Source organism: Neptuniibacter sp. 1_MG-2023, assembly GCF_030547185.1.
In the GTDB taxonomy this organism is placed as follows: domain Bacteria; phylum Pseudomonadota; class Gammaproteobacteria; order Pseudomonadales; family Balneatricaceae; genus Neptuniibacter.
In genome coordinates this window covers 74,185-93,912 of the sequence record NZ_JAUOQR010000007.1, presented here as the reverse complement: position 1 = coordinate 93,912, position 19,728 = coordinate 74,185, and the positions used below count along the sequence as shown (strand labels likewise).

The window sequence follows — 19,728 nt, the reverse complement described above, 5'->3', positions numbered from 1 at the left end:
GAATTACATAGTGATATTTTTATCCTTGGGAGCTGTGACCAGCTCCCATACTTTATTCCCTCCTGATGTCCATTTCTAAGCTCCAGATTAAATCTGTGCGTAATATCAGCTCAATTAATCTTGAGCCATCCCCTGCTATCAACATCATTTGTGGTGAAAACGGTAGCGGTAAAACCAGTATTCTCGAATCGATCAATATTTTGGGTCTTACTCGCTCCTTCCGAACCAACAAAGCCCATCATGTAGTGCAGAATGATCAGCGCGCTTCCGTCGTGTTTGGTTCTATCGATCCGATGATGCAAGGTTTAAAGCAATCCCTGGGTGTTGAGCGTCCAAGTGAGGGTGAAGCAAGGATCCGTTTTGAAGGCTCAGATATAGGTCTTTCTACCCTTGCAGAGCTCATTCCACTGCAAGTTATTAACTCCGATACATTCCTATTATTGGAAGGATCGCCTGCTATTCGGCGACAGTTTTTAGACTGGGGCGTTTTTCATGCAGATAAAGCCTTTATTCAGCTCTGGAGAGGCTTCAGAAGAGTATTAAAACAGCGGAACACATTGCTTAAATGTGGTAAGATTGACAATCAGTTACGTCAGGTTTGGGATAGTGAATTTATCGCCTTTTCAGACCAGCTAACTCGCTTGAGAAAAGAGTACCTTAGCTTGCTAAAACCGGAGTTTGATTCGGTGGTTTCACAGCTACTTGAGGGTACCAAAATCGAGTTGGGTTTTAGCTACGGCTGGGATAAAAAACGACAGTTAGATGAAGTGTTAGCGAGCAACTTTGAACGCGACCTTCGTCAAGGCTTTACCGGCAACGGACCTCAACGGGCCGATCTGCGTTTAAAGGTTGATGGTCATAATGCGGCTGAACGTCTATCCCGAGGCCAGAAAAAATTAGTGGTCAGTGCCCTTAAGCTAGCTCAAGGTGCACTGTTTCAGCGGATGAACAGCCGCCCCTGTATCTATCTGATCGATGATCTACCTTCAGAGTTAGATCAGGTACATGGAGAACTGTTCTGTAAAGTGTTGGAGCAAAGCTCTAACCAGTGTTTTATAACTTGTGTCGACGACAGTGCTTTAAAGACATACTGGAGTCCACAAACGGAAATAGCCACTTTTCGTATAGCAGAAGGTAGCCTTTGCTAACTCACTGTACGGAAGCGTTAGGAGACTTGAATGAGCGGCGAAAATAATCAAGATTATGATTCCTCCAGTATCAAGGTATTAAAAGGCCTAGATGCAGTCAGGAAACGCCCAGGCATGTATATTGGTGACACAGATGACGGTACAGGTCTGCACCACATGGTATTTGAGGTTGTTGATAACTCGATCGATGAAGCCTTAGCGGGTCATTGTGACGAGATTAAAGTCGTCATCCACCCTGACGAGAGTGTTACGGTTTCCGATAACGGTCGTGGTATCCCAACCGATATCCACGAAGAGGAAGGGATCTCAGCTGCCGAAGTTATTATGACGGTACTCCATGCCGGCGGTAAGTTTGATGATAACTCCTATAAAGTATCCGGTGGTTTGCATGGCGTAGGTGTCTCTGTTGTAAACGCCCTCTCCTCCAAATTAAAAATGACCATCCGTCGTAACGGCAAAGTGCATGAGCAGGTTTACTCACATGGTGAACCACAGTCGCCTTTAACCGTTGTTGGAGAAACGGATACCAGCGGTACTATGGTACGTTTCTGGCCTTCAGAAGATACCTTTACTAATCACTTAACCTTTAAGTTTGAGATACTCGCAAAACGTCTTCGTGAGCTATCATTCTTGAACTCTGGTGTTCGTATTGTCCTTAAAGATGAGCGTTCAGCCATTGAAGAAGTGTTTGAATATGAAGGTGGTTTAAGCTCATTTGTTGATTACCTAAACACCAACAAAACCACCGTCAATAAAGTCTTCCACTTTACCGCTGATCACGAAAGCGGCGTTGCAGTTGAAGTAGCGATGCAGTGGAATGACTCTTACCAAGAAAGTATTCACTGTTTTACTAACAACATTCCACAGCGCGATGGTGGTACCCACCTTTCAGGTTTCCGTGCCGCGCTGACTCGCTCTTTAAATACCTATATTGAAAGCGAAGGCCTTAACAAAGGCGGTAAAGTTAGCACAACAGGTGATGATAGCCGTGAAGGTCTAACCGCGATTATTTCGGTTAAAGTGCCTGATCCTAAGTTCTCATCACAGACCAAAGATAAGTTAGTGTCATCTGAAGTTAAATCTGCGGTTGAGCAGACGATGGGTGAACTACTTGCCGACTACCTACGTGAAAACCCACAGGAAGCTAAAGCGGTCGTATCTAAAATGATCGACGCTGCCCGTGCCCGTGAAGCGGCGCGTAAAGCCCGTGAGATGACACGTCGTAAAGGCGCACTAGATATCGCTGGCCTACCCGGCAAGCTTGCTGACTGTCAGGAAAAAGATCCTGCACTGTCCGAAATCTACCTAGTGGAGGGTGATTCTGCGGGTGGATCGGCTAAACAGGGCCGTTCACGTAAAACGCAGGCGATTCTACCGCTTAAAGGTAAAATCCTTAACGTAGAAAAAGCACGTTTCGACAAGATGCTAAGCTCGGTCGAGGTTGGCACACTGATCACAGCCCTAGGCTGTGGTATAGGTCGCGAAGAGTACAACCCAGACAAACTACGTTACCACCACATCATCATCATGACCGATGCCGACGTGGATGGATCCCATATCCGTACCCTACTTCTGACCTTCTTCTTCCGTCAGATGCCGGAACTGATTGAACGTGGTTACATCTACATCGCTCAGCCACCGTTGTACAAAATCAAAAAAGGTAAGCAAGAGCAGTACCTTAAAGATGATGAAGCTTTGGATTCATACTTACTGCAAGGCGCCCTAGACGGTACAACTTTGCACGTTAATCCAAATGCACCAGGTATTGGCGGTCAAGAGCTACAGACGCTTATATACGACTACCGTGCGGTTATTCGCACCATTAACCGTATGTCTCGTGTATATCCTTTTGCTCTACTTAAATCGCTTATCAATGTATCCGTGCCTTTCCCACGTGAAACAATGACAGACCAAGCGGCTGTCGCTGAATGGTGTGACGTCTTTGATGATGCCCTTGCCGGCTTCTCTGATAAAGCGGTTAGCTACCAATGTGTCGTGGTAGAAGATAAAGAGCACAGCAACTTTGTCCCTAAAGTAATGATGCTTCAGCACGGCGTGTCCCATGACTACGTTCTAAATGAAGAGTTCTTTGCCTCCCGTGAATACAGCTCCATTATTAAAATGGCCGGTACACTGGCAGGCTTACTTGAAGAAGGTGCTTACCTACAACGGGGCGAACGCACCCGTGAGATCACCGACTTTGAAGAAGGCCTAAACTGGCTACTGGATCTATCCCGCCGTGGTCACTACATCCAGCGCTACAAAGGTCTAGGTGAGATGAACCCAGAACAGCTTTGGGAAACCACTATGGACCCAGAGTCGCGCCGTATGCTTCAAGTAACGATCGAAGATGCGATTACCGCAGATCAGCTATTCACCACCCTAATGGGTGACGAAGTTGAACCGCGTCGTAACTTTATCGAAGCAAACGCACTACAAGTTGCTAACTTGGATGTGTGATATGTAAGCATTTACTTACTCTAAAAAGCCTTGACAGCAATGTCGGGGCTTTTTTTATGGCTGTCGAATCTCGTGAGTGGTGAAACGCCGTTTCATGATAGTGAAACGGCGTATCGCGAGATATGAACTATGTTTGAGGCGGCAATTGCCGCCTTTTTTAATTTAAAATCCTGGATGCATACTTCTGCATTAACAACTCAAGTGTTCTTGCGCTTGTATAAGCGGCATACTTTTGTATTCCATCTGCTTTATCGGGGTCTGCAAAATCACAAACACTTTTCAATGCAAACACCTTAGGTCTTGGTTCTCCTGCAACAGAAGCGGATGAGTAAAGGCCATACACTTCCATTTCTACACCAATTAAATCTCTTTGCTGAGATTTAATTTCATTGATAACTTCACCATCAGCTAGAACTGCTGAGCCGGATGCTACAGGTCCAATTTGAAGTTCTGGGATCAAGTCAGTTCTGTCTGCATCTTGGGCCATTTTAATAAAAGAGTCTTGATCAGCTTTAATCTGCTCCAAATGCGATCTAATTACAGGATCACATGGTATTTGATGAGGGGCTATTGAGAAGCTTTTATTATCGCTTTGATCAATTACTCTTTTACCGCTTTGGAAGTCCCAAGCGGGGTCTGCAAGCAAGACATCACCCATTTTTACCTTTTCTTTTACTCCGGCACATATGCCGCACATGGTAACTACTTTGGGTTTAAAAGTATTAATCATTGCAGCTGTCCGTAATGCCGTAGAAACCATACCCATCCTAGGGGCGAATGTTGCTGCAACAGTATACTGTTTGCCATCTATGTCAAAATAGCCATCATGTACGAAAATTGTGTCGCTAATAGGCCTCGGTTCTGACCAGTTCCAAGGTAATTTGAGAACCTCGGATAGTTCTGGCTTCTGAAGAGCACAAACAATGACTAAGTCGACACTCTTTTCCCCAGGTTTGTCACTTGGGTCCAAGCTTGAAGTTAAGTAAGCTATACAATTACAAATCTGTGTAATCCATGAGTCATCACTATCTGAGTACTCGATTACATTCCAAGTTGACTCATTAAATTTCTCTGAGGCGTTTCCAGTTGAGTCAATATCACCAGTTATTCCTAAGATCATTTTAGGCTTATTTAACTCATCGCCCTCTTGGATATCAAACAACAAATCTAATGAGTGCTGATTACTATCTGGATCATCTTCAGGGTAATTAGGAAGAAGAATATCTAGGATTAGTAGATCATACTCTTTTGATTCAAGCTCATTTCGAGCATCACTTGCTGATGGAACCAATGAAATGTCTTCTCGTTCCAGACCTATACTAGCTAACTCTTTAAAAAGCCTCTGATATCTTCTTGATTGATCATCGGCGATTAGAACTTTCATTCATGATCCTCAGTGTCATTTGGGTAGTTATCATAAAAAAAATCTTGGAGTTTTAACTTCCAACTAGTGTTTGAAGTATCGAAATGAACTATATCTTTAAAAGAATTTGGGAAATCCTTTTCCAACTGTTCCCTAAGGTCGTTTAGGTCAATAGCTTTCCCTGCTTCTCTTGGAAAAGCTTCATAGCCTGTAATCACTATTGTTGGACAGGAAACTTCTGATAGTTCCATGAAGCGCAGTACTTCTATTCCGCCAAAGCCGAGTGGTTCTCCCCCATTTTCTCTCTCAGATATATCAAATGTAGGCAATGACATATCAAGCAATAAGGCGTCAGGAGGTAAGATTTCAATTTGATCGAAAGCAGAATCAACAGATTTTGCCTCGCTTATAGAAACATCAAGGTTAAGGTCACCAATGAACTTTATGATCTTTGCGCGCTTTGGTGCTTCATCTTCAACCAGCAAGACATTTATCATCAGTGTTAACCTCCATCATAGGTTGTTTGTTAATGATAAATGAAAGAACAACGCTTAATTTGAATCTTCCGTCTTCTTGATACCCAAAATCAATCATCCCCTTTTCTGATTGATGTGCTACTGCCGCAATTTTTACAAATCCACTTCTACCTTCAGATGCTTTCTTTTGCTTATGGTTTTTCTCTTCAATAATAGCTCTGGATTCTGCGAGCTTTTTCTCGTTCTCGGCCCGTTTACTAGGCTTAGAATCGCTAATAACATCTATAGATAGAGTTTCATTTTCTATGTCTGGTACAACGGTAATTTCTACATTGGGACTTCTAAGACCTGAGTGAGCACGTATGTTATCCAGTGCGACAAAAAGAACATCGTGAACAAATACTAAGCTGCTGGATACCGTTTTAATACTTTTACTATGTACTTCCTTACTAATGGTTGGAGTGAAGCCTCTTTGACACTTCAATGCAGAATCTACTGCTATGCTCACTAATTGTTCGAGAACGAACAAACGCTGCTGAGCTTCTACATCTAATTTTTTGAACCAGAGTGAGGCTTCATCGAGGGCATTTTGTACGTTAGTGCAACAAGTGCTTATTTCAGCTGTTACATGCTTGCACGCTGGATCTTTGATAGCGACCATTTTGACTGAGCCTCGAAGTTGATCGAAAAGCTCAACCATTTCATTTTTAATGTTTACAGTGATGAAGTGTCTTACGTTCTTAAGAGAATTATCTAGTGCCGCCCATAGAAATGGTATTGCAACATCAAGAAATGATTGAAGAGTATCGTCTAAGGTAAATAGAGCCCTGGCTAAGTAGATCATTCCTTCAGGTAGGTGAAGGTAAATTAGTCCTTCAGGCTTCTCCTCAGATGCGATCTGAAAATTATTATCCTTGATGTCTACTAATAATTTATCAAAGCTAGTACTGAATTGGATAAATGCTTCTTCAAGTAAGTCTTTCTCTGTATGAGTTAATTGAGAAAATTGATCAATAAAATAACTGTTTCTCTCGTACTGTCCTCCAGCTGAGTCTTTAGTCGTTATTAGTTGACTATCTTCTGCTGGGCCACGAATTAGTCCTGAAAAAGATTGATGCCGTATTCGTTTAGATAGATAGAAATTCAGCCCAAAGTCCGGGTTGCTCAAAAATTGTTCACTGAGTTTTTGTAGAATTTCGTATAGCAGTACATCTGCTTCACTTTCTGCTTTAAAGTTCAGCATTTTTGAAGCTAACGCAGGGGTCGATAGCTCCTTCATTACATCATCAAAGTCATGATTAGAGTCTGTACTTAGATCAACCAGATCCAAATAACGAGCATGATCTTCATGAAGTTCACGCTCGGCCCATTTTATTAGACCATCTACATTCACGTGAATTCTTGATCTATCAACAATGTACTGCCCCTCTTCAATAACCTGCTGGTTTGCAATCTCAGCAACCTCTTGTGCATAAATATCAGAGTTAGAAGGGTCGAGCTCACGTAATGAAGCACATATTGCTTGACGTTCTTCTAAAACTGCCTTAGTCCCTCTGCATAGACGAGAGAGCTGAAGAACCTTAGAAGAGCATATTTTATCAAGGTAATAATTAAGCTGGTGTTTTTTGAAAAGTTCTTGATAATCAATTAGTTCTGACGGCTTTTGAGCGCCGGATTTTGTTGTTACTATTTTTGTTATGTAACGAAGCTGAGATAGCCTTTCATCATCTTCAGTTATATCCCAAAGTAAATGGAGAGCAATTGCTGCATCGATTGGCTCATCGAGTTTTCTGAAGTCTTCCCATGAGTTTGATGATATGCATGCAGCAATAGGAAAGAAAAATCGACTCGAATCAGATGTTATAGCTTCATTTGAGATGAGGGAGATCACTTCGGATCTATTCCCAAGAACTACGTTTGTATGAAGTAGCAATGCAGTATGAAATGGCTTCAGAGCATACGTTGTTTCTATTGAGTTCAGTTCTCTATGTGCTTCGCGAATTCTATTTGAGTTTATTAAGTTTGCGGATATGAAAAGAGATTTGATGTTTTCATCTATAGTAGCTGTTCTATCCTGGCCTAGCAAAAAGCATCCCCAGACCCTGCAAGTCAAAGGGCTACTTATATTGATTCCATAGTTACCAGAGTAATCTGGTTTTAAGTCTTCGACGCCAAAGGTTGGGCTATCGAATCCCATCAGCCAAGGCTTCCACTTAGTTTCTGGTGTTTCCTGTTTTATCTGGTTCGAGAATCTCAAAATCCCAGAGGCTACGGGTAATCCTTTAAAGTTCGTAGTTAGCTTTATTAATGCTGTAAAGGATGCATCTGCTCCTTCCTGTCTCTGAATTACCGATCCAATAAGAGAAGGGATTGACGAGGGAGTTGATGTACTTCTCCCGGATTGTTTGCTCCTACTTGCCTTAAGAAGACCATAGTAAATCAGCTGCCAGCAGTCGATTGGATCATGATGCTTGTATATAGGTCGTATGAGTGAGATTGAACGTGAAAAGTTTTGGCTGATTAGACTATCAGATAGTGCTCTGTCTCTCATCAGGAGACTTCCAGCATTGCATCCACTAATTAGGTTTTTTAACTTAGTAAATCTGTAGTCTTCTACTAGTTCTAATTGGTCAATGCTTTTTTCGATCACTGATAAGAGATTAGGAGTTAAATCTCTTTTACTAAGAAGGTGTTGAAGAACGTTTACGAAGGTTTCATACAGATCAATAATTGAGTGACTTTGCTCTGTGCGAAGAATATCTGCAAGTTTACTTTCGCTATCTGGGAGCTCGTTTGCTAGGCGATACATCAGATAGGTTTGGATCGGTTGATCGTAATACTTATGCTTTTCTATACGAGCTTGAATGTCTTCATTAAATTTGGCTAAGGTTGTTCTTTCTTCATTTCTTACACTTGTATGGTATGCAATGAAATTAAGTAGACCATTCTTGAAGATGTTTCTGACAGACTGTGTGTATTTCTTTTGACTCTCAAGACCGTTAAATGCTTGCTCTATGGCTATTCTTAGTTGAATAAGCCAAAAATTCGCCCCATGTGATTCCTGTATGTCATTCAAGGTTGCTACTGCTTTTTCTACATTACCTGCGAAGATATGCTTCTCTAAGCTGGAAACAATAACCCTAAACGACCTAATTTGCTCTTTTTGAACCAGAATACGGTTAGTTATCCAAACTATTTCATCTTCTAAGGATAGAATTGAAGGACTGATGACGACACCGGATAGGTCATCGAATCCAATAGGTGTTCGTGAGAATTCAGGTAACTGAGAATGAATCTGCTGATGAAGCCATCGCAGGTATTTTTGATATTGTGAGTGGTGTAACGAAGTCCTACTATCAAGTAGAAGCTCCCTGATCCCTGTTCTCAGAATAGCCGCAGGAGAGAGGCGCCTTTCCTTCTTAAAATTCTGATTTTTAAAAACTGAAATTAGGCCGCGAAACAGATGCTGTTGCTGAATAAATTTCTTATGTGAAGACGTTGAGTTTCCTTTCAAAGCCAATTCCTTTTATGCGACAGCTATTCAATAGCGTTCCGTGTTGCTTAACTACTATCCTGGATCGTTAGCTTTGCTTAGCGATCGAATTAAGCTTATTTATGATGCATTCAATGTATATAAAAAGAGTACTAGATTCAATGTGTTATGTCGTTATACGAGAGGTGAACGAAGAAACAACTAGTACTTAACCCCTAAACAGTACTTTTACTTATTTTAGCCATTAGCATTGATTAAGTATCAAAAGTTCAGATATATCGTAACTTTATGAAAAATAAGGTAAAAATTTTGATTTATTCTTCCTTTAGGCTTATCTTGTTACTTAACTGAGTAACTTTTGAGCGGTTTGGTATGTCACCTTTTGGACGGTATCTTGCAACCTTAAGGCTTCACCGAAGAGTCAAACAGAAGGATTTGGCTAATGCTGTAGGGGTTCATCCTTGCTATATAAGCTTGATCGAAAGTGGAAAAAAGAGCCCACCTCCTGGCCGTTTGATCAACTTGATTACCTTAGCACTTGATCTTCAAGATGATGAAGCTGGCTTATTGCGTAGATATGCTGATGAGTCCATCAAAGTAATGCATGTACCTGAAGACCTTCCAATGGAGGGATACGCTTTTATTTATGACTTACGAAAGTCCTTAAAACTGCTTTCCATCGATGATTTCAAAGAGTTACGAAGTATTGTTTCAATGAATAAAGTTCTTGGAGAAGAGAGGATGAAAAATAGCGCCTAGATAAAGAAAAACGGGAAAAGCACTGCTTGACCCGCTTTCAGATGGTATAGATACCATGTTGTGGTGACTAAAAGTATCTATCCCATCCTTAAGCCCGTCAAGCAACCTAACTAAATTCAATAATTTTTGTTACCGATTTTGTTAACGAAAGGGTTAGTTATGTTTAAAAATTATAATGCTACGCCTTTGGGTAAAGGTGTTAAGGGATCTTTGCGCTCAATTTTTAGCGCAGAATCGCCAAATAGTCGGTCAAGGGAGCCTGTTAATCGCTCTGGAATAACATATCGAGGACGATTCCCATCTTTCAAAATGGAAAGATTGATTCATTGGGAATCCAAGTATGAAAGATTGGCCTGCTACAGGTTTGAGTTCTCACCAGGAATAGTAAGCTTTGAAGAGCAGCCTAACCCTATCATTTACCCCCCAGGCTTTAGGTTTTCCAAGTACACACCTGACTTCAGACTAGTGTCTAGTGACTCCAATGAATGGATGGTAGAGATAAAGCCTTATAACCATCTATTTAAAGATGATGTTCTAGATAAGCTACAAACCGCTGCTAGCTATTACCAAGCTCAGGGAATTAACTTCATTGTTATAACCGAAAAAGAGCTTCTTAACCCCATACTCGAATCTAATTTGGTTACCTTGAGAAAAGCTTTGGCCCCTCTTACTGAAAATGAAAGAGCGCACATAACTCACTGGATGAATAACGTTTCTTTGCCAACGGTTGGTATGGCTGCAGAGTATTTTGGAGGCCTGAACAGAGTTTATTCCTTTATTGGCAATCACGTGATAACTACAAATTTAGAATCCCCGTTATCTAGATCATCTTTCATTAAGCTAGCTGAGGAGGGGTACAGTGAAAATTGCTTCTTTTCGTACAGGACAGCACCTCATTTTGAGGTTTGTTGAATATAAGATTTTCAGGATAGTTAGAGATGAGCAGGTAGTTTTAGAGCGCCAAAATGATGGGGCTCTTATCTCTTTTGATAAGCAAAGTTTGATGGAAAGCCTAGTAACAGGCGAATTAGAAATTCTTAGTGACTTACAAAAGCAGGATCACTCCAATGGAGTACTCAATCCACTCAGCTGTTACTCGGATGAATCACAGGCGGAAGCTTCACGTCGGTATGAGTACCTGAAATCAGTCATTGGTGTAGTTGGTGACGTCCCAACTAGAATTGGAATAATACCGGTCATCAAGGAGCATTCTGAGCTAACTGGTGACACCTCCCCTCCAAGTGTTAGTACTCTCTTTAGGTGGTGGAAAAAGTGGCTGCAGAGCGGGAATGATGTTGCTGCATTAGTTCCAATAAATACTAAAAAGCGAAATTCCTTTGTCTCGGGATATCTAAAGGATTTATTCCATGAAGTTGCTGAGGAGGTTCTATTACGGCCAGTTCCTGGAAGTATTCAGGACGCCTATGATTTATATATTGTACGGCTTCAGGAATATAACAAAGCTTGTTCAGAGCCTCTCAGGATGCCCTCACGCTCAACTTTCTATCGTCAGTATCAATCAAGTTATGACGGCTATGAGAAGCTACGTGCTCAAAAAGGAAAGCGCATTGCAGATGAATTTTATCGTGCATCTGGTGCAGGAGTGACTACCTCGCGGATATTAGAGCGTGTAGAGATAGATCATACACCAATAGATAACATCATCGTTGATGATCGCACAGGTTTAGCCATTGGGAAACCCAATCTAACAGCACTTATAGATCACTATTCCAGGATGATTCTCGGAGTCTATATTGGCTTTGAACCTCCTTCAGAGTTATCAGTGATGCTGGCTCTAAAGCACTCGATATTGCCTAAGCCTCAATACCAGGAAGAGTTTGAGTTTGTCCATAATGAGTGGAAAGCATATGGCATCCCATCTGTTCTGGTTTGTGATAATGGTTCAGAGTTTCATGGTCATCAATTGAAACGATTAGCCAGGGAATTAAATATAGAGCTTTTCTTCTGCCCTCCTAGAAAGGGAAGTGCTAAAGGGACAATTGAGCGTGTTGTAGGGTATATCAACGACAGAACTTCTAAGCGTTTACCTGGTACTACTTTTTCGAATATTAATGAAAGGGCCGATTATGACCCTGTGAAGAAATCTTCGATTCCTCTTCGGTATTTTCAGTCTCTTGTATATGAATGGATTATCAATATCTACCAGGAGAGCTTTCATAGTGGCATCAACACATCACCACGGCTGAAGTGGACGGAAGGTTTGGAATCTATAGAGCCTGTCATCCCTGCAAATATCTATCAATTTGATCTCGCTTTTACCCGTGAATATCACAGAAAGCTAAGCCATTCAGGTATTAAGGTTTGTAACCTTCAGTACAACTCGCATGAACTTAAGCTTCTTTCCCATCGAATTGGACATAAGAGCAGTGTCCGTATCAGGCTGGATCCGGAGAATTTAGGCCGAATTTGGATTTACGATGATCAACAAGAACATTTTTTTGTTGTGCCTTCAGTAAGTGAGGAAGCTGAAGGGCTGACAGTTCGTCAGCAAAAACTGATTAGATCAATGATTACTGCACATAGAAAGGAGCTTGATACCGATACTTTAAGGCTGGCTAAGGTTAGCTTGGCGAAACGCTTACGAGATGGTCTGTCTAGTAAAAAGATAACTGAGAGAACTCGCTCGAAAAGGATTGAATCAGACATGGATTGCTTTCAGTCGCCTGTGACACCAGTGAATAAGCCCCCGAAAGCAGATTCTAATAATCCTCTCACTCCACCTGCAGAAGAAGATCTCTTTGAGGTCGATTGGGGGAGAAAGAAATGAATACTGAAGTGTTTGAGAAAATCAAAGCTATTAGAGGAATTACGATTAAGCATCCTCAATTTGAAAAGGCGGTACGGAAAATAGAAAGGGCTTTCTTGTCATGCTCTGAGTGCTCAGTTCCAGAAAATTTGATTTGCATAGGGCCGTCCGGGACAGGCAAATCTACATTAAAGAATTGGTTCGTTGATAGGTATGACAGGAAAGATGTTAATGGGTGCCTAAATATCCCAATTTTAGCTATTGATACACCCTCGCATCCAACAGTAAAGAATTTTGCCGAAGCTGTACTAATTGAACTAGGCGATCCCAATTACAGTAGAGGGTCGATGCAAGATAAGACTAATCGTATACAGCTGTACTTACGGCAATGTGAAGTAAAACTAATTATCTTCGATGAACTACAGCACTTTGTTGATCAAGGAACAAAATCAGCACAAAGAAGTGTATCTGATTGGTTGAAATTATTAATAGATAAGTCAGGGGTGTCCACTGTACTTATGGGACTGGAGAGAAGTGAGCGCATACTACAAGAGAATGAACAAATCCGTAGACGCTTTAGTCACCGAGTTGATCTAACTCCCTTCTCAATCGATACTCATGAGGATAAGAAGACCTTTTACGGAGCAATTTTTGTTCTTGATAAAAGTATCGCTCTTCCTAAGAGAATCGAAGTTGATGACAATCTGTTGATTTCCTTTTTCTACGCTACTAATGGTGTGATGGGCTACTTGGTAAAGCTCATGTTAGGTGCTTTTGAAGTGGCTTACTTTTCTAGATCCAAGTCGATATCAAGAAAACATTTAGAAGTAGCTTTCACCGACACAATTTGGTCTAAGGGGGTTGGTAGCAATAATCCGTTCAGTTCCTCTTTTGCCAAGAGGCCTTTGATTAGAGAGGGAATGCCCTTTTATCTAGAAAGTCAGCCCTTTATTAAGGAGCCGAATGATGCCTGAGCTGATAAGGCCTATTTATCATCCAGTCGCGTTTAAAGAAGAGTCTCCTCTTGGTTATCTTTTTCGGCTATCTGATATGAATAAGTACAAGTTTATACACTGGCTTTTTAAAGATAACTTTGGTGCTCTTTCTTATACATTCAAGAACTTACTTCATAGCTTAATTGATCAGCCTTGGACGGGGTTTGATGAATGTGATGAGTTATCAAATAAAATCTCTGAATTGCCAGGTAAATATCTAAATTATACAAGCTGTCGATATTGCCCTTCTTGTCTTCGTGAGGACGGATACTATAGAAATATATGGCATATAAAGTCTGTGGTAGCTTGCCCCAGGCATAACGTATGGCTAGTTGATACGTGCCATTCTTGTAATTCCAGATTGAACTTCAGAGAGCTTGCAGGCTTGCATAGTTGTAGCTGTGGGGCAGATTTGCGTTTGGCATCATCTATAGAGCTTGCCGAAGATGTTCGCCGTTACTTTTATCTACTATCGATAGAAAAACCAGCCTCAGACTTTCATTCTTGGCCTTACTCTATTTGCTTTGGGATGAAAAACTGGAGCCTGGAAGTGCGAATCAGCTACTTACATTTTTTTGCGTCCTGGCAGCCAATAGACCTAAACAATTTTGACCATCGAGGGGCTTTTGGTGGGCTTAATTCAATGGATTCTGCAAAACCGTATATTGAATCCTTGGCTATGAGCCTATGTGGTAACGAGCAGTCTTGTTTTCATGAATTCCTCGACAAGCTCCAGCACTCTGTCGAAAGTAGCCCTGATGCTGGAGACGCCCTCCTCCGCCGCTTTTACAAAGCTTTCTACAAGGTCTGCACCCATGATGACTTCGATGCTTTAAGAATCTCTTTGCAAGAGTATTTAAACGATAACTGGATGTATGCTGTGAATCACAGAAATACCCTGTTTTCTGATCAAGAGATCAAGGCTCATAATTGGGTCTCTTTGCAGACAATTTCTAGGCAATTTGGTATAGGTCAATCCAAAATATTACATGCAATTTCCTCGGAAATGGTTCGAGCCCACTATAGAAGCTCTGATAAAAGGGTCCAAACCCTGGTTCATCGGCAAGACCTAATTCGTTACTTTGAGCAGGAGAAGAATTACGTCGATTTTAAGACGACAGCATCGTTACTTGGCATAACCAGAAAGCAGCTGAAGAGTTTGATTGATGCTGAGGTTTTAAAGGGAAAAGAGCCGGAAAAGCACTACCAGAGTTGGTCCTTTTCTTTGGATGATATCCATGAGCTGATCGATACGTTAAAGGAAGTTGTACCATTCATTGAGGACTCTCGACTTTCTTTAGCTGATGCCATTCGGAAAATATCAAATCGAATAGATAATCCTTTAGTGCGGCTGTATGACGCTATTTTGAATGAAGATGTTAAGTGCTTCTACGATAGCAAATATGTTGGTTTAAGCGGCTTATTAATTGATGAAGCTAGCTTGATGGATTGGTATATGAGAGAAACTTACAAAGAGGATTCTAGTGTCTTTACTAAAGAGCAATTAAAGATGCTGTTGAAGCTTTCATCGACACTGATCAAGCAGTTAGTAGATAAGGGTTTCTTGGAAAAGAGTATGGCTACTGGTCCTGGGAACTGCACTTATATTTCTCAGGAAGCTGTTATCAAGTTCCAGGAGCAGTATGTTGTTCTCTCAAAGCTTTCAAATGCTACTGGAATTGAGTCAAGAGGACTGATTAACTTGCTGTCTGAGCTAAATATTCGTTCTATTGATGCGGGCTGGCCACTAAATCAGTCACTGTTTCAGAAGGTTTATTTAAGGAGAGACTTAGTTGGCGTTAAGGAAGTAGATGGAGCAGTTCGTACGGGTGAGGATTGGGCTTATGCATCAGTAGGTGCTATTCCTCAGGCACAGAAAAACACACATTATGAGTGGGATGCTCAGTTGAACTGTCCCTTTTAAGACTGTAAATTCAGTTAGTTATATAGCCTCAAAATAAATTATCGGATTTGATCATGGATGACATATCGCTCTCTACAGCAATTTTTTCAATAGTATGTAGCCTTATCGCAAGCTGGTTATTTCTGAAGTATCAGAAGATTAGTGAGTATCGAGTTAAGAAGAAGATTGCTGACTTAGACTTCGAAATTGAATTTTTAGATCGAATTGGTAATGGTTACAAGGAGCTGATCCGGGTTTCAGTAAAGGTACTTTGTTTCTCTTTAGGATTGTGTGCCACTGCAGCAGCGGTACTTGTAGCTGCATTCTTCTTAAATGTCCTAGCCGCTTTTAAATCTGTAGCCGTCATCGTTGCTCTCATCTGCTTAATATCTGCTGCAGGAATCTTCTTTGCTCACTTTAGATCGTTGGTTCAGCTCATTGATAAAGAGTCTGTTCAGAATAAGATGAGAGTGAAAAAGGGGAAACTTGAAAGCAAGATAGGACGATAACTACTTTCAGAATTTGGTGCTAAGATGATCCCCTCATAGGTGTAGGTTATTGATTCTAAGTACACCTCAAAGGAATGATAAACAAACGGAGTTACTTAGTTGGGCTTTGAAGTTCGAAAAGGAGTAGTTATTGTTAATCATTCTCATAATGAATTTGCAGTAACCTCAGTCAAGGATAACCCTACCTCAGCCTTTATCAATGGCCTAGAGGTACATTCTGCGTTCTCACGTAAGAGAAAAAGGTTACGTCGAGGGAAGGGAAGCAATCAGCGTGTTGCAGGTGATAACTGTCCTATGATCTATGCGCTAAAGGGTAAAGATGACTTAACCACAAATAGAAGTGAAGTCCTTAAGCTTAATGCGAATCTCAAAGAGGTTATAAAGAAGTTTGCTATAGGCTCAGATGATTGGGATTTGATTGTATCCCTGCCATCTTCTCATAGCATTGGGCATATTGTTGCGAGAAGGCTGCAGCGCGCTTTTGGGAATCAAACAGTTGCCATCAATAATATGTTTAGAAAGAAAAATATTTTCGAAGCTCGAGCTGAGATCAAGTCATCTTCTTTACCAGTGAAAGATAAAAGATATTTTGAAGATAGGTTGAGTCTCCAGCGTAAGGAGGTTGGTTGGGGAGGTCCTTATTCATTAAAAGGAATCTTTGCTAACCAGAGGGAGAAGCTGAGTCTCTTAGTTATGATAAACCCTCCTAATAAGGGTGTAGTTAGAAGAGTTCTTTTAGTTGATGATGTTGTTTCTTCAGGTACAACATTGAATTCTGCGAAGGCATTGATCGAGCAGAGCCTAGATGATGTAGAAGTGCAGGCATTTTGCCTATTTAGCGCAAGTGGAGCGAAGTAATCATAACTATAAGGCCATTGACTCATATAGCAAACTAGCTTATATTTTGTACTACAGAGCTGGCATGAGCCTCCTAGCTCTATAAAGATCAAAGTGAGGTCCGCGCAGCGCATGTGTAGCCAGGTCGTAAGGGCCAAGATTCACAGCAAACGAAGCGGGTTGCCAACTTTTCTAAGATTAAGATGTGCTTGGGACGGTTGTAAATTTCGATATGGGGAGCCTTATGGCTCCCCTTCTCTTTTGTAGTTCTTCTTTATCTTATCTTTTCATCGGCCTTGTTGCTTCAGGCGTCGATTTCAACTTTGCTATTTAATAACCCCTTTCTCAAAGAGTTAAACTCTCCTATCTGTAAGAAAAGACGAATCTCAATGTAATAGCTTACACATATTTCTAAATCGCTGTCACAGGATGTAGATAGCAACCTAAAGATTGTTGGACAAATGGAGCTATTGGTTTTATCACTAATGGGATTCTAATGTTTGGTTGCACTTATTGTGAGATTTACGAGAATTATGTTGTGTCTTGAGTGTTGCTACGACTGCCTAGGCAGGTGACTTCTGTTTCAGGTCTCATGAGACTCGACAATGGCTCTCTAAAGCAAGGATATAAACTCGCTCCGCTCCAAAAATATGTATGTAGGAGCTCAGCCCCTGAGCGAATGCCTGAGCAAATATCTGAGCGAATTCCTGAACAAAGCCTCGGGCAGAGATTTTTCCTCTGCTAAGTTAATGCTAAGCGCCGGTGCGCGTTTATAGAAAGAAGATGTTCGCGAAGAAAGAAACATGGGTTGTTCTACAAAAAAAGACCTAATCCCATAGTTCGGTCGAATGTAAAAATTGATCAGACGGATCATAAGTTTGATCAATTTTCACGTTTCACCGTTTTCCATGGCTAAAGCGACCTTCTTGCAAGTCGTTATGGGGAGGTAGAGCTTGCGTGTATTTTCGCAGCTAACTTCGATAAAGCCATATTGTTTATAAAAACCTACAGCATCTTCTTTTGCATCAACAAAAAGCCCTATTACTGCGGCAGGGTTATCAGGTTGAGCAGACAATGCTGTTTTTCTAATACATTCAAGTAGTAGCTGTTCACCGAAGCGATGCTTCTTGAAGCTTTTATCTATAGCCATACGAGCTAACGTCAGGGCTGGTGCGGGGTAAGGATAGTTTGCGAGCCGAGGAAAACCATCTGGCACAGATACAGTAGCATAGGCCAGTGTATAAAAACCGATGATTTTCTTGGGCTGTTCAGAATCAACGAGCACAAACGTTTTAGTCAATGAACGTTGATCTGAACTGCTTGCATACTTTGCTAGATAGTCGTTTAAAACATCAACACCGCAATCAAAACCTTTGCGGTCGTGTTGCTTCTTATCAAGTTGAACTGTCTCCAGCATATTTAAATCCACCTTCTTCGTTAAACGTTTTGGCAGCAGTCAAAAGTTTGTTATTGATCGGCGGCGGATTGTCTAGAGCGGCAAAAACAGCTTCTGCCCCTTGCATTGAGAGGCGAATGCTTTGCTCGCTTTCATAAACCGATCGGGCCTTGGTTGTTACGGCCTCTACGATAAATTGAGACAGCGTTGAACCCGATAGATCCGCAGCATTTTTTACAAATTCCTGAACATCCTGCGGAACACGTGCAACGAGCCTTGCGTCCTTTGGTGCTACAACGGTCATTGTTCTCTCCAAATTTTTAGTCTTAGTTTTTCGCCACAGTTAGCGAATGCGGTCATTCACTAAGGTTAATCATACAGATCAATACTGTGTGCTATTATGGCATACAAGCTTAAAATGTCAATAATGTGTGCTAAACAGGCATACAAAGATAGGAAGAAACAACGTGGTCAAAACCCCGTAGGAGCTCAGCCCCTGAGCGAATTCGGAGCAAGCCTCGCTCAAGATTTTTCCTTTGCTATTGTTGTTTAGGCACGCAGTCTATTTTCACATAGGCGCTTTCCCTGCGGATTTACAGCCTTAGCTGTCCAAAATGATAATTGTATTGCCTGCCCGCTTAGGTTAAAAATAGTGATCAATCAGACAGGTGGATGTCTGGCATGGGTCGATATACAGAGCCGCTTTTAGCAGGTTCAATGTCTATCAATTGTTAATACGCATGCTCGTTTTGTCACGGAAGAGTACGATTTAATCCTTTAGTTTCTCCTTCCTTTTCAAATCACACCATCTGTTTTTAACGGATAGTGGTGTGGGTAGATACACGGACCCCCGTATATACAAATGTTAAACGGTGAAGCATGGAAAGCAGAGTTCGCAGAAAATATGCTTCGATGATGTGGGAGTGTCGCTATCGGATAGAAACACTGCGTGACTTCACGTCCGGAAAAACTCACTGCACCTATCTCCAGACCACGATTGAATCAGAAGCCCTTCAGTTGCGGAAGTTGCTTGAGCTAATTGCGTTCTCCTCGTTGGTGTCATACCAAGAGGCTTACCGTTCTGTGAGAAGCGATATTGCTAAGGATTGGCACGCCGCTAGGGTCTTGCGCAAGATTGAGACCATTAATCCTGAGTTTTATCCAGTCCCAATAGACGGCTTCAATAGGAATGACTGGAATAGAGTGCAAGGAGGGTACCTTACGAGAAAGCAGTTCGAACGATTATATGATAAATGTGGAGCTATGCTTCACTCTCAGAATCCTTTCTCAAAAGGGAAGAGCTCATTGGCCTTCCATAGAAAAGTACCCGAATATCTGCGCAGAATTGAGACGCTATTGTCAGAACATTTGGTGGAGCTTGCTGAATCACGAGAGCTCATTCACGTGATCGCTCCGATGGAAGATGATGCACCAATCCAAGTCCGGCACTTAGTGCGGGAATCAAAGCACGTTTAACAAGGCCAAGCACAGCGACAGCTTTTTCGTTGCGGCTTCGCCTTCACTACAAAGCTGCGCGTGTTGGCGGCGTTAATTCAGTTCTCGCATTTTGCATTAGATTACCAACTTCATCTTTCTCACATAAAATGAATTAACAGATATTT

The 19,728-nt window shown here is 41.5% G+C and carries 15 protein-coding genes; 10 read left to right on the top strand and 5 right to left on the bottom strand.

The genetic code is table 11. From position 1 onward, the window contains the following. Nucleotides 1-65: 65 nt before the first annotated feature. Complete coding sequence (gene recF, locus Q4492_RS09745; protein WP_303417404.1) at nucleotides 66-1,148, top strand: DNA replication/repair protein RecF; 1,083 nt, start codon at nucleotides 66-68, stop codon at nucleotides 1,146-1,148. A 30-nt stretch (nucleotides 1,149-1,178) separates the two neighbouring features. Further along, nucleotides 1,179-3,608: a DNA topoisomerase (ATP-hydrolyzing) subunit B gene (gene gyrB / locus Q4492_RS09740; protein ID WP_303417402.1), complete on the top strand. Its 2,430-nt coding sequence runs from the start codon at nucleotides 1,179-1,181 to the stop codon at nucleotides 3,606-3,608. A gap of 157 nt (nucleotides 3,609-3,765) precedes the next feature. Here the strand turns inward: gyrB and Q4492_RS09735 are convergent, their stop codons facing one another. Genes Q4492_RS09735 through Q4492_RS09725 form a run of 3 tightly spaced genes read right to left on the bottom strand, consistent with a single transcriptional unit; the run spans nucleotide 3,766 to nucleotide 8,961 of the window. Continuing rightward, complete coding sequence (locus Q4492_RS09735; RefSeq protein WP_303417400.1) at nucleotides 3,766-4,992, bottom strand: hypothetical protein; 1,227 nt, start codon at nucleotides 4,990-4,992, stop codon at nucleotides 3,766-3,768. After that, nucleotides 4,989-5,468 (bottom strand): hypothetical protein, encoded by a 480-nt coding sequence (locus Q4492_RS09730; protein WP_303417398.1) that lies wholly within the window; start codon nucleotides 5,466-5,468, stop codon nucleotides 4,989-4,991. Before Q4492_RS09730 ends, Q4492_RS09735 begins: the two co-directional genes overlap by 4 nt. Then, nucleotides 5,446-8,961: a hypothetical protein gene (locus Q4492_RS09725; RefSeq protein ID WP_303417395.1), complete on the bottom strand. Its 3,516-nt coding sequence runs from the start codon at nucleotides 8,959-8,961 to the stop codon at nucleotides 5,446-5,448. The genes Q4492_RS09730 and Q4492_RS09725 overlap by 23 nt, the downstream gene beginning before the upstream one ends. A 351-nt stretch (nucleotides 8,962-9,312) precedes the next feature. Between Q4492_RS09725 and Q4492_RS09720 the strand changes: the two genes are divergently transcribed. From Q4492_RS09720 to Q4492_RS09690, 7 genes are all read left to right on the top strand, one after another. Beyond that, nucleotides 9,313-9,699 (top strand): helix-turn-helix domain-containing protein, encoded by a 387-nt coding sequence (locus Q4492_RS09720; protein WP_303417393.1) that lies wholly within the window; start codon nucleotides 9,313-9,315, stop codon nucleotides 9,697-9,699. A gap of 159 nt (nucleotides 9,700-9,858) precedes the next feature. Further along, the gene (locus Q4492_RS09715) at nucleotides 9,859-10,611 is read left to right on the top strand and encodes a TnsA endonuclease N-terminal domain-containing protein (protein ID WP_067984798.1); all 753 of its coding nucleotides are present in this window, start codon (nucleotides 9,859-9,861) and stop codon (nucleotides 10,609-10,611) included. Beyond that, entirely contained in the window at nucleotides 10,559-12,487 is a 1,929-nt protein-coding gene (locus Q4492_RS09710; RefSeq protein ID WP_156473470.1) for a Mu transposase C-terminal domain-containing protein, read from the top strand. Before Q4492_RS09715 ends, Q4492_RS09710 begins: the two co-directional genes overlap by 53 nt. Beyond that, nucleotides 12,484-13,440 carry a TniB family NTP-binding protein gene (locus Q4492_RS09705; RefSeq protein WP_067984802.1) on the top strand — a complete coding sequence of 319 codons (957 nt, stop codon included), beginning with the start codon at nucleotides 12,484-12,486 and terminating at the stop codon, nucleotides 13,438-13,440. Before Q4492_RS09710 ends, Q4492_RS09705 begins: the two co-directional genes overlap by 4 nt. Beyond that, entirely contained in the window at nucleotides 13,430-15,385 is a 1,956-nt protein-coding gene (locus Q4492_RS09700) for a TniQ family protein (RefSeq protein ID WP_303417385.1), read from the top strand. The genes Q4492_RS09705 and Q4492_RS09700 overlap by 11 nt, the downstream gene beginning before the upstream one ends. Before the next feature lie 53 nt (nucleotides 15,386-15,438). Beyond that, nucleotides 15,439-15,873 (top strand): hypothetical protein, encoded by a 435-nt coding sequence (locus Q4492_RS09695; RefSeq protein WP_303417384.1) that lies wholly within the window; start codon nucleotides 15,439-15,441, stop codon nucleotides 15,871-15,873. 99 nt (nucleotides 15,874-15,972) lie between these two features. Continuing rightward, nucleotides 15,973-16,731 carry a hypothetical protein gene (locus Q4492_RS09690; protein WP_303417382.1) on the top strand — a complete coding sequence of 253 codons (759 nt, stop codon included), beginning with the start codon at nucleotides 15,973-15,975 and terminating at the stop codon, nucleotides 16,729-16,731. Between the two features lie 868 nt (nucleotides 16,732-17,599). Here Q4492_RS09690 and Q4492_RS09685 read toward each other — a convergent pair. Continuing rightward, nucleotides 17,600-18,127: a GNAT family N-acetyltransferase gene (locus tag Q4492_RS09685; RefSeq protein ID WP_303417380.1), complete on the bottom strand. Its 528-nt coding sequence runs from the start codon at nucleotides 18,125-18,127 to the stop codon at nucleotides 17,600-17,602. Then, the gene (locus Q4492_RS09680) at nucleotides 18,105-18,410 is read right to left on the bottom strand and encodes a DUF1778 domain-containing protein (protein ID WP_067867856.1); all 306 of its coding nucleotides are present in this window, start codon (nucleotides 18,408-18,410) and stop codon (nucleotides 18,105-18,107) included. Before Q4492_RS09680 ends, Q4492_RS09685 begins: the two co-directional genes overlap by 23 nt. Nucleotides 18,411-18,985: 575 nt before the next feature. Here Q4492_RS09680 and Q4492_RS09675 point away from each other — a divergent pair. After that, nucleotides 18,986-19,582, top strand: a complete 597-nt coding sequence (locus Q4492_RS09675) for a hypothetical protein (protein ID WP_303417376.1) — start codon at nucleotides 18,986-18,988, stop codon at nucleotides 19,580-19,582. Nucleotides 19,583-19,728: the final 146 nt, after the last annotated feature.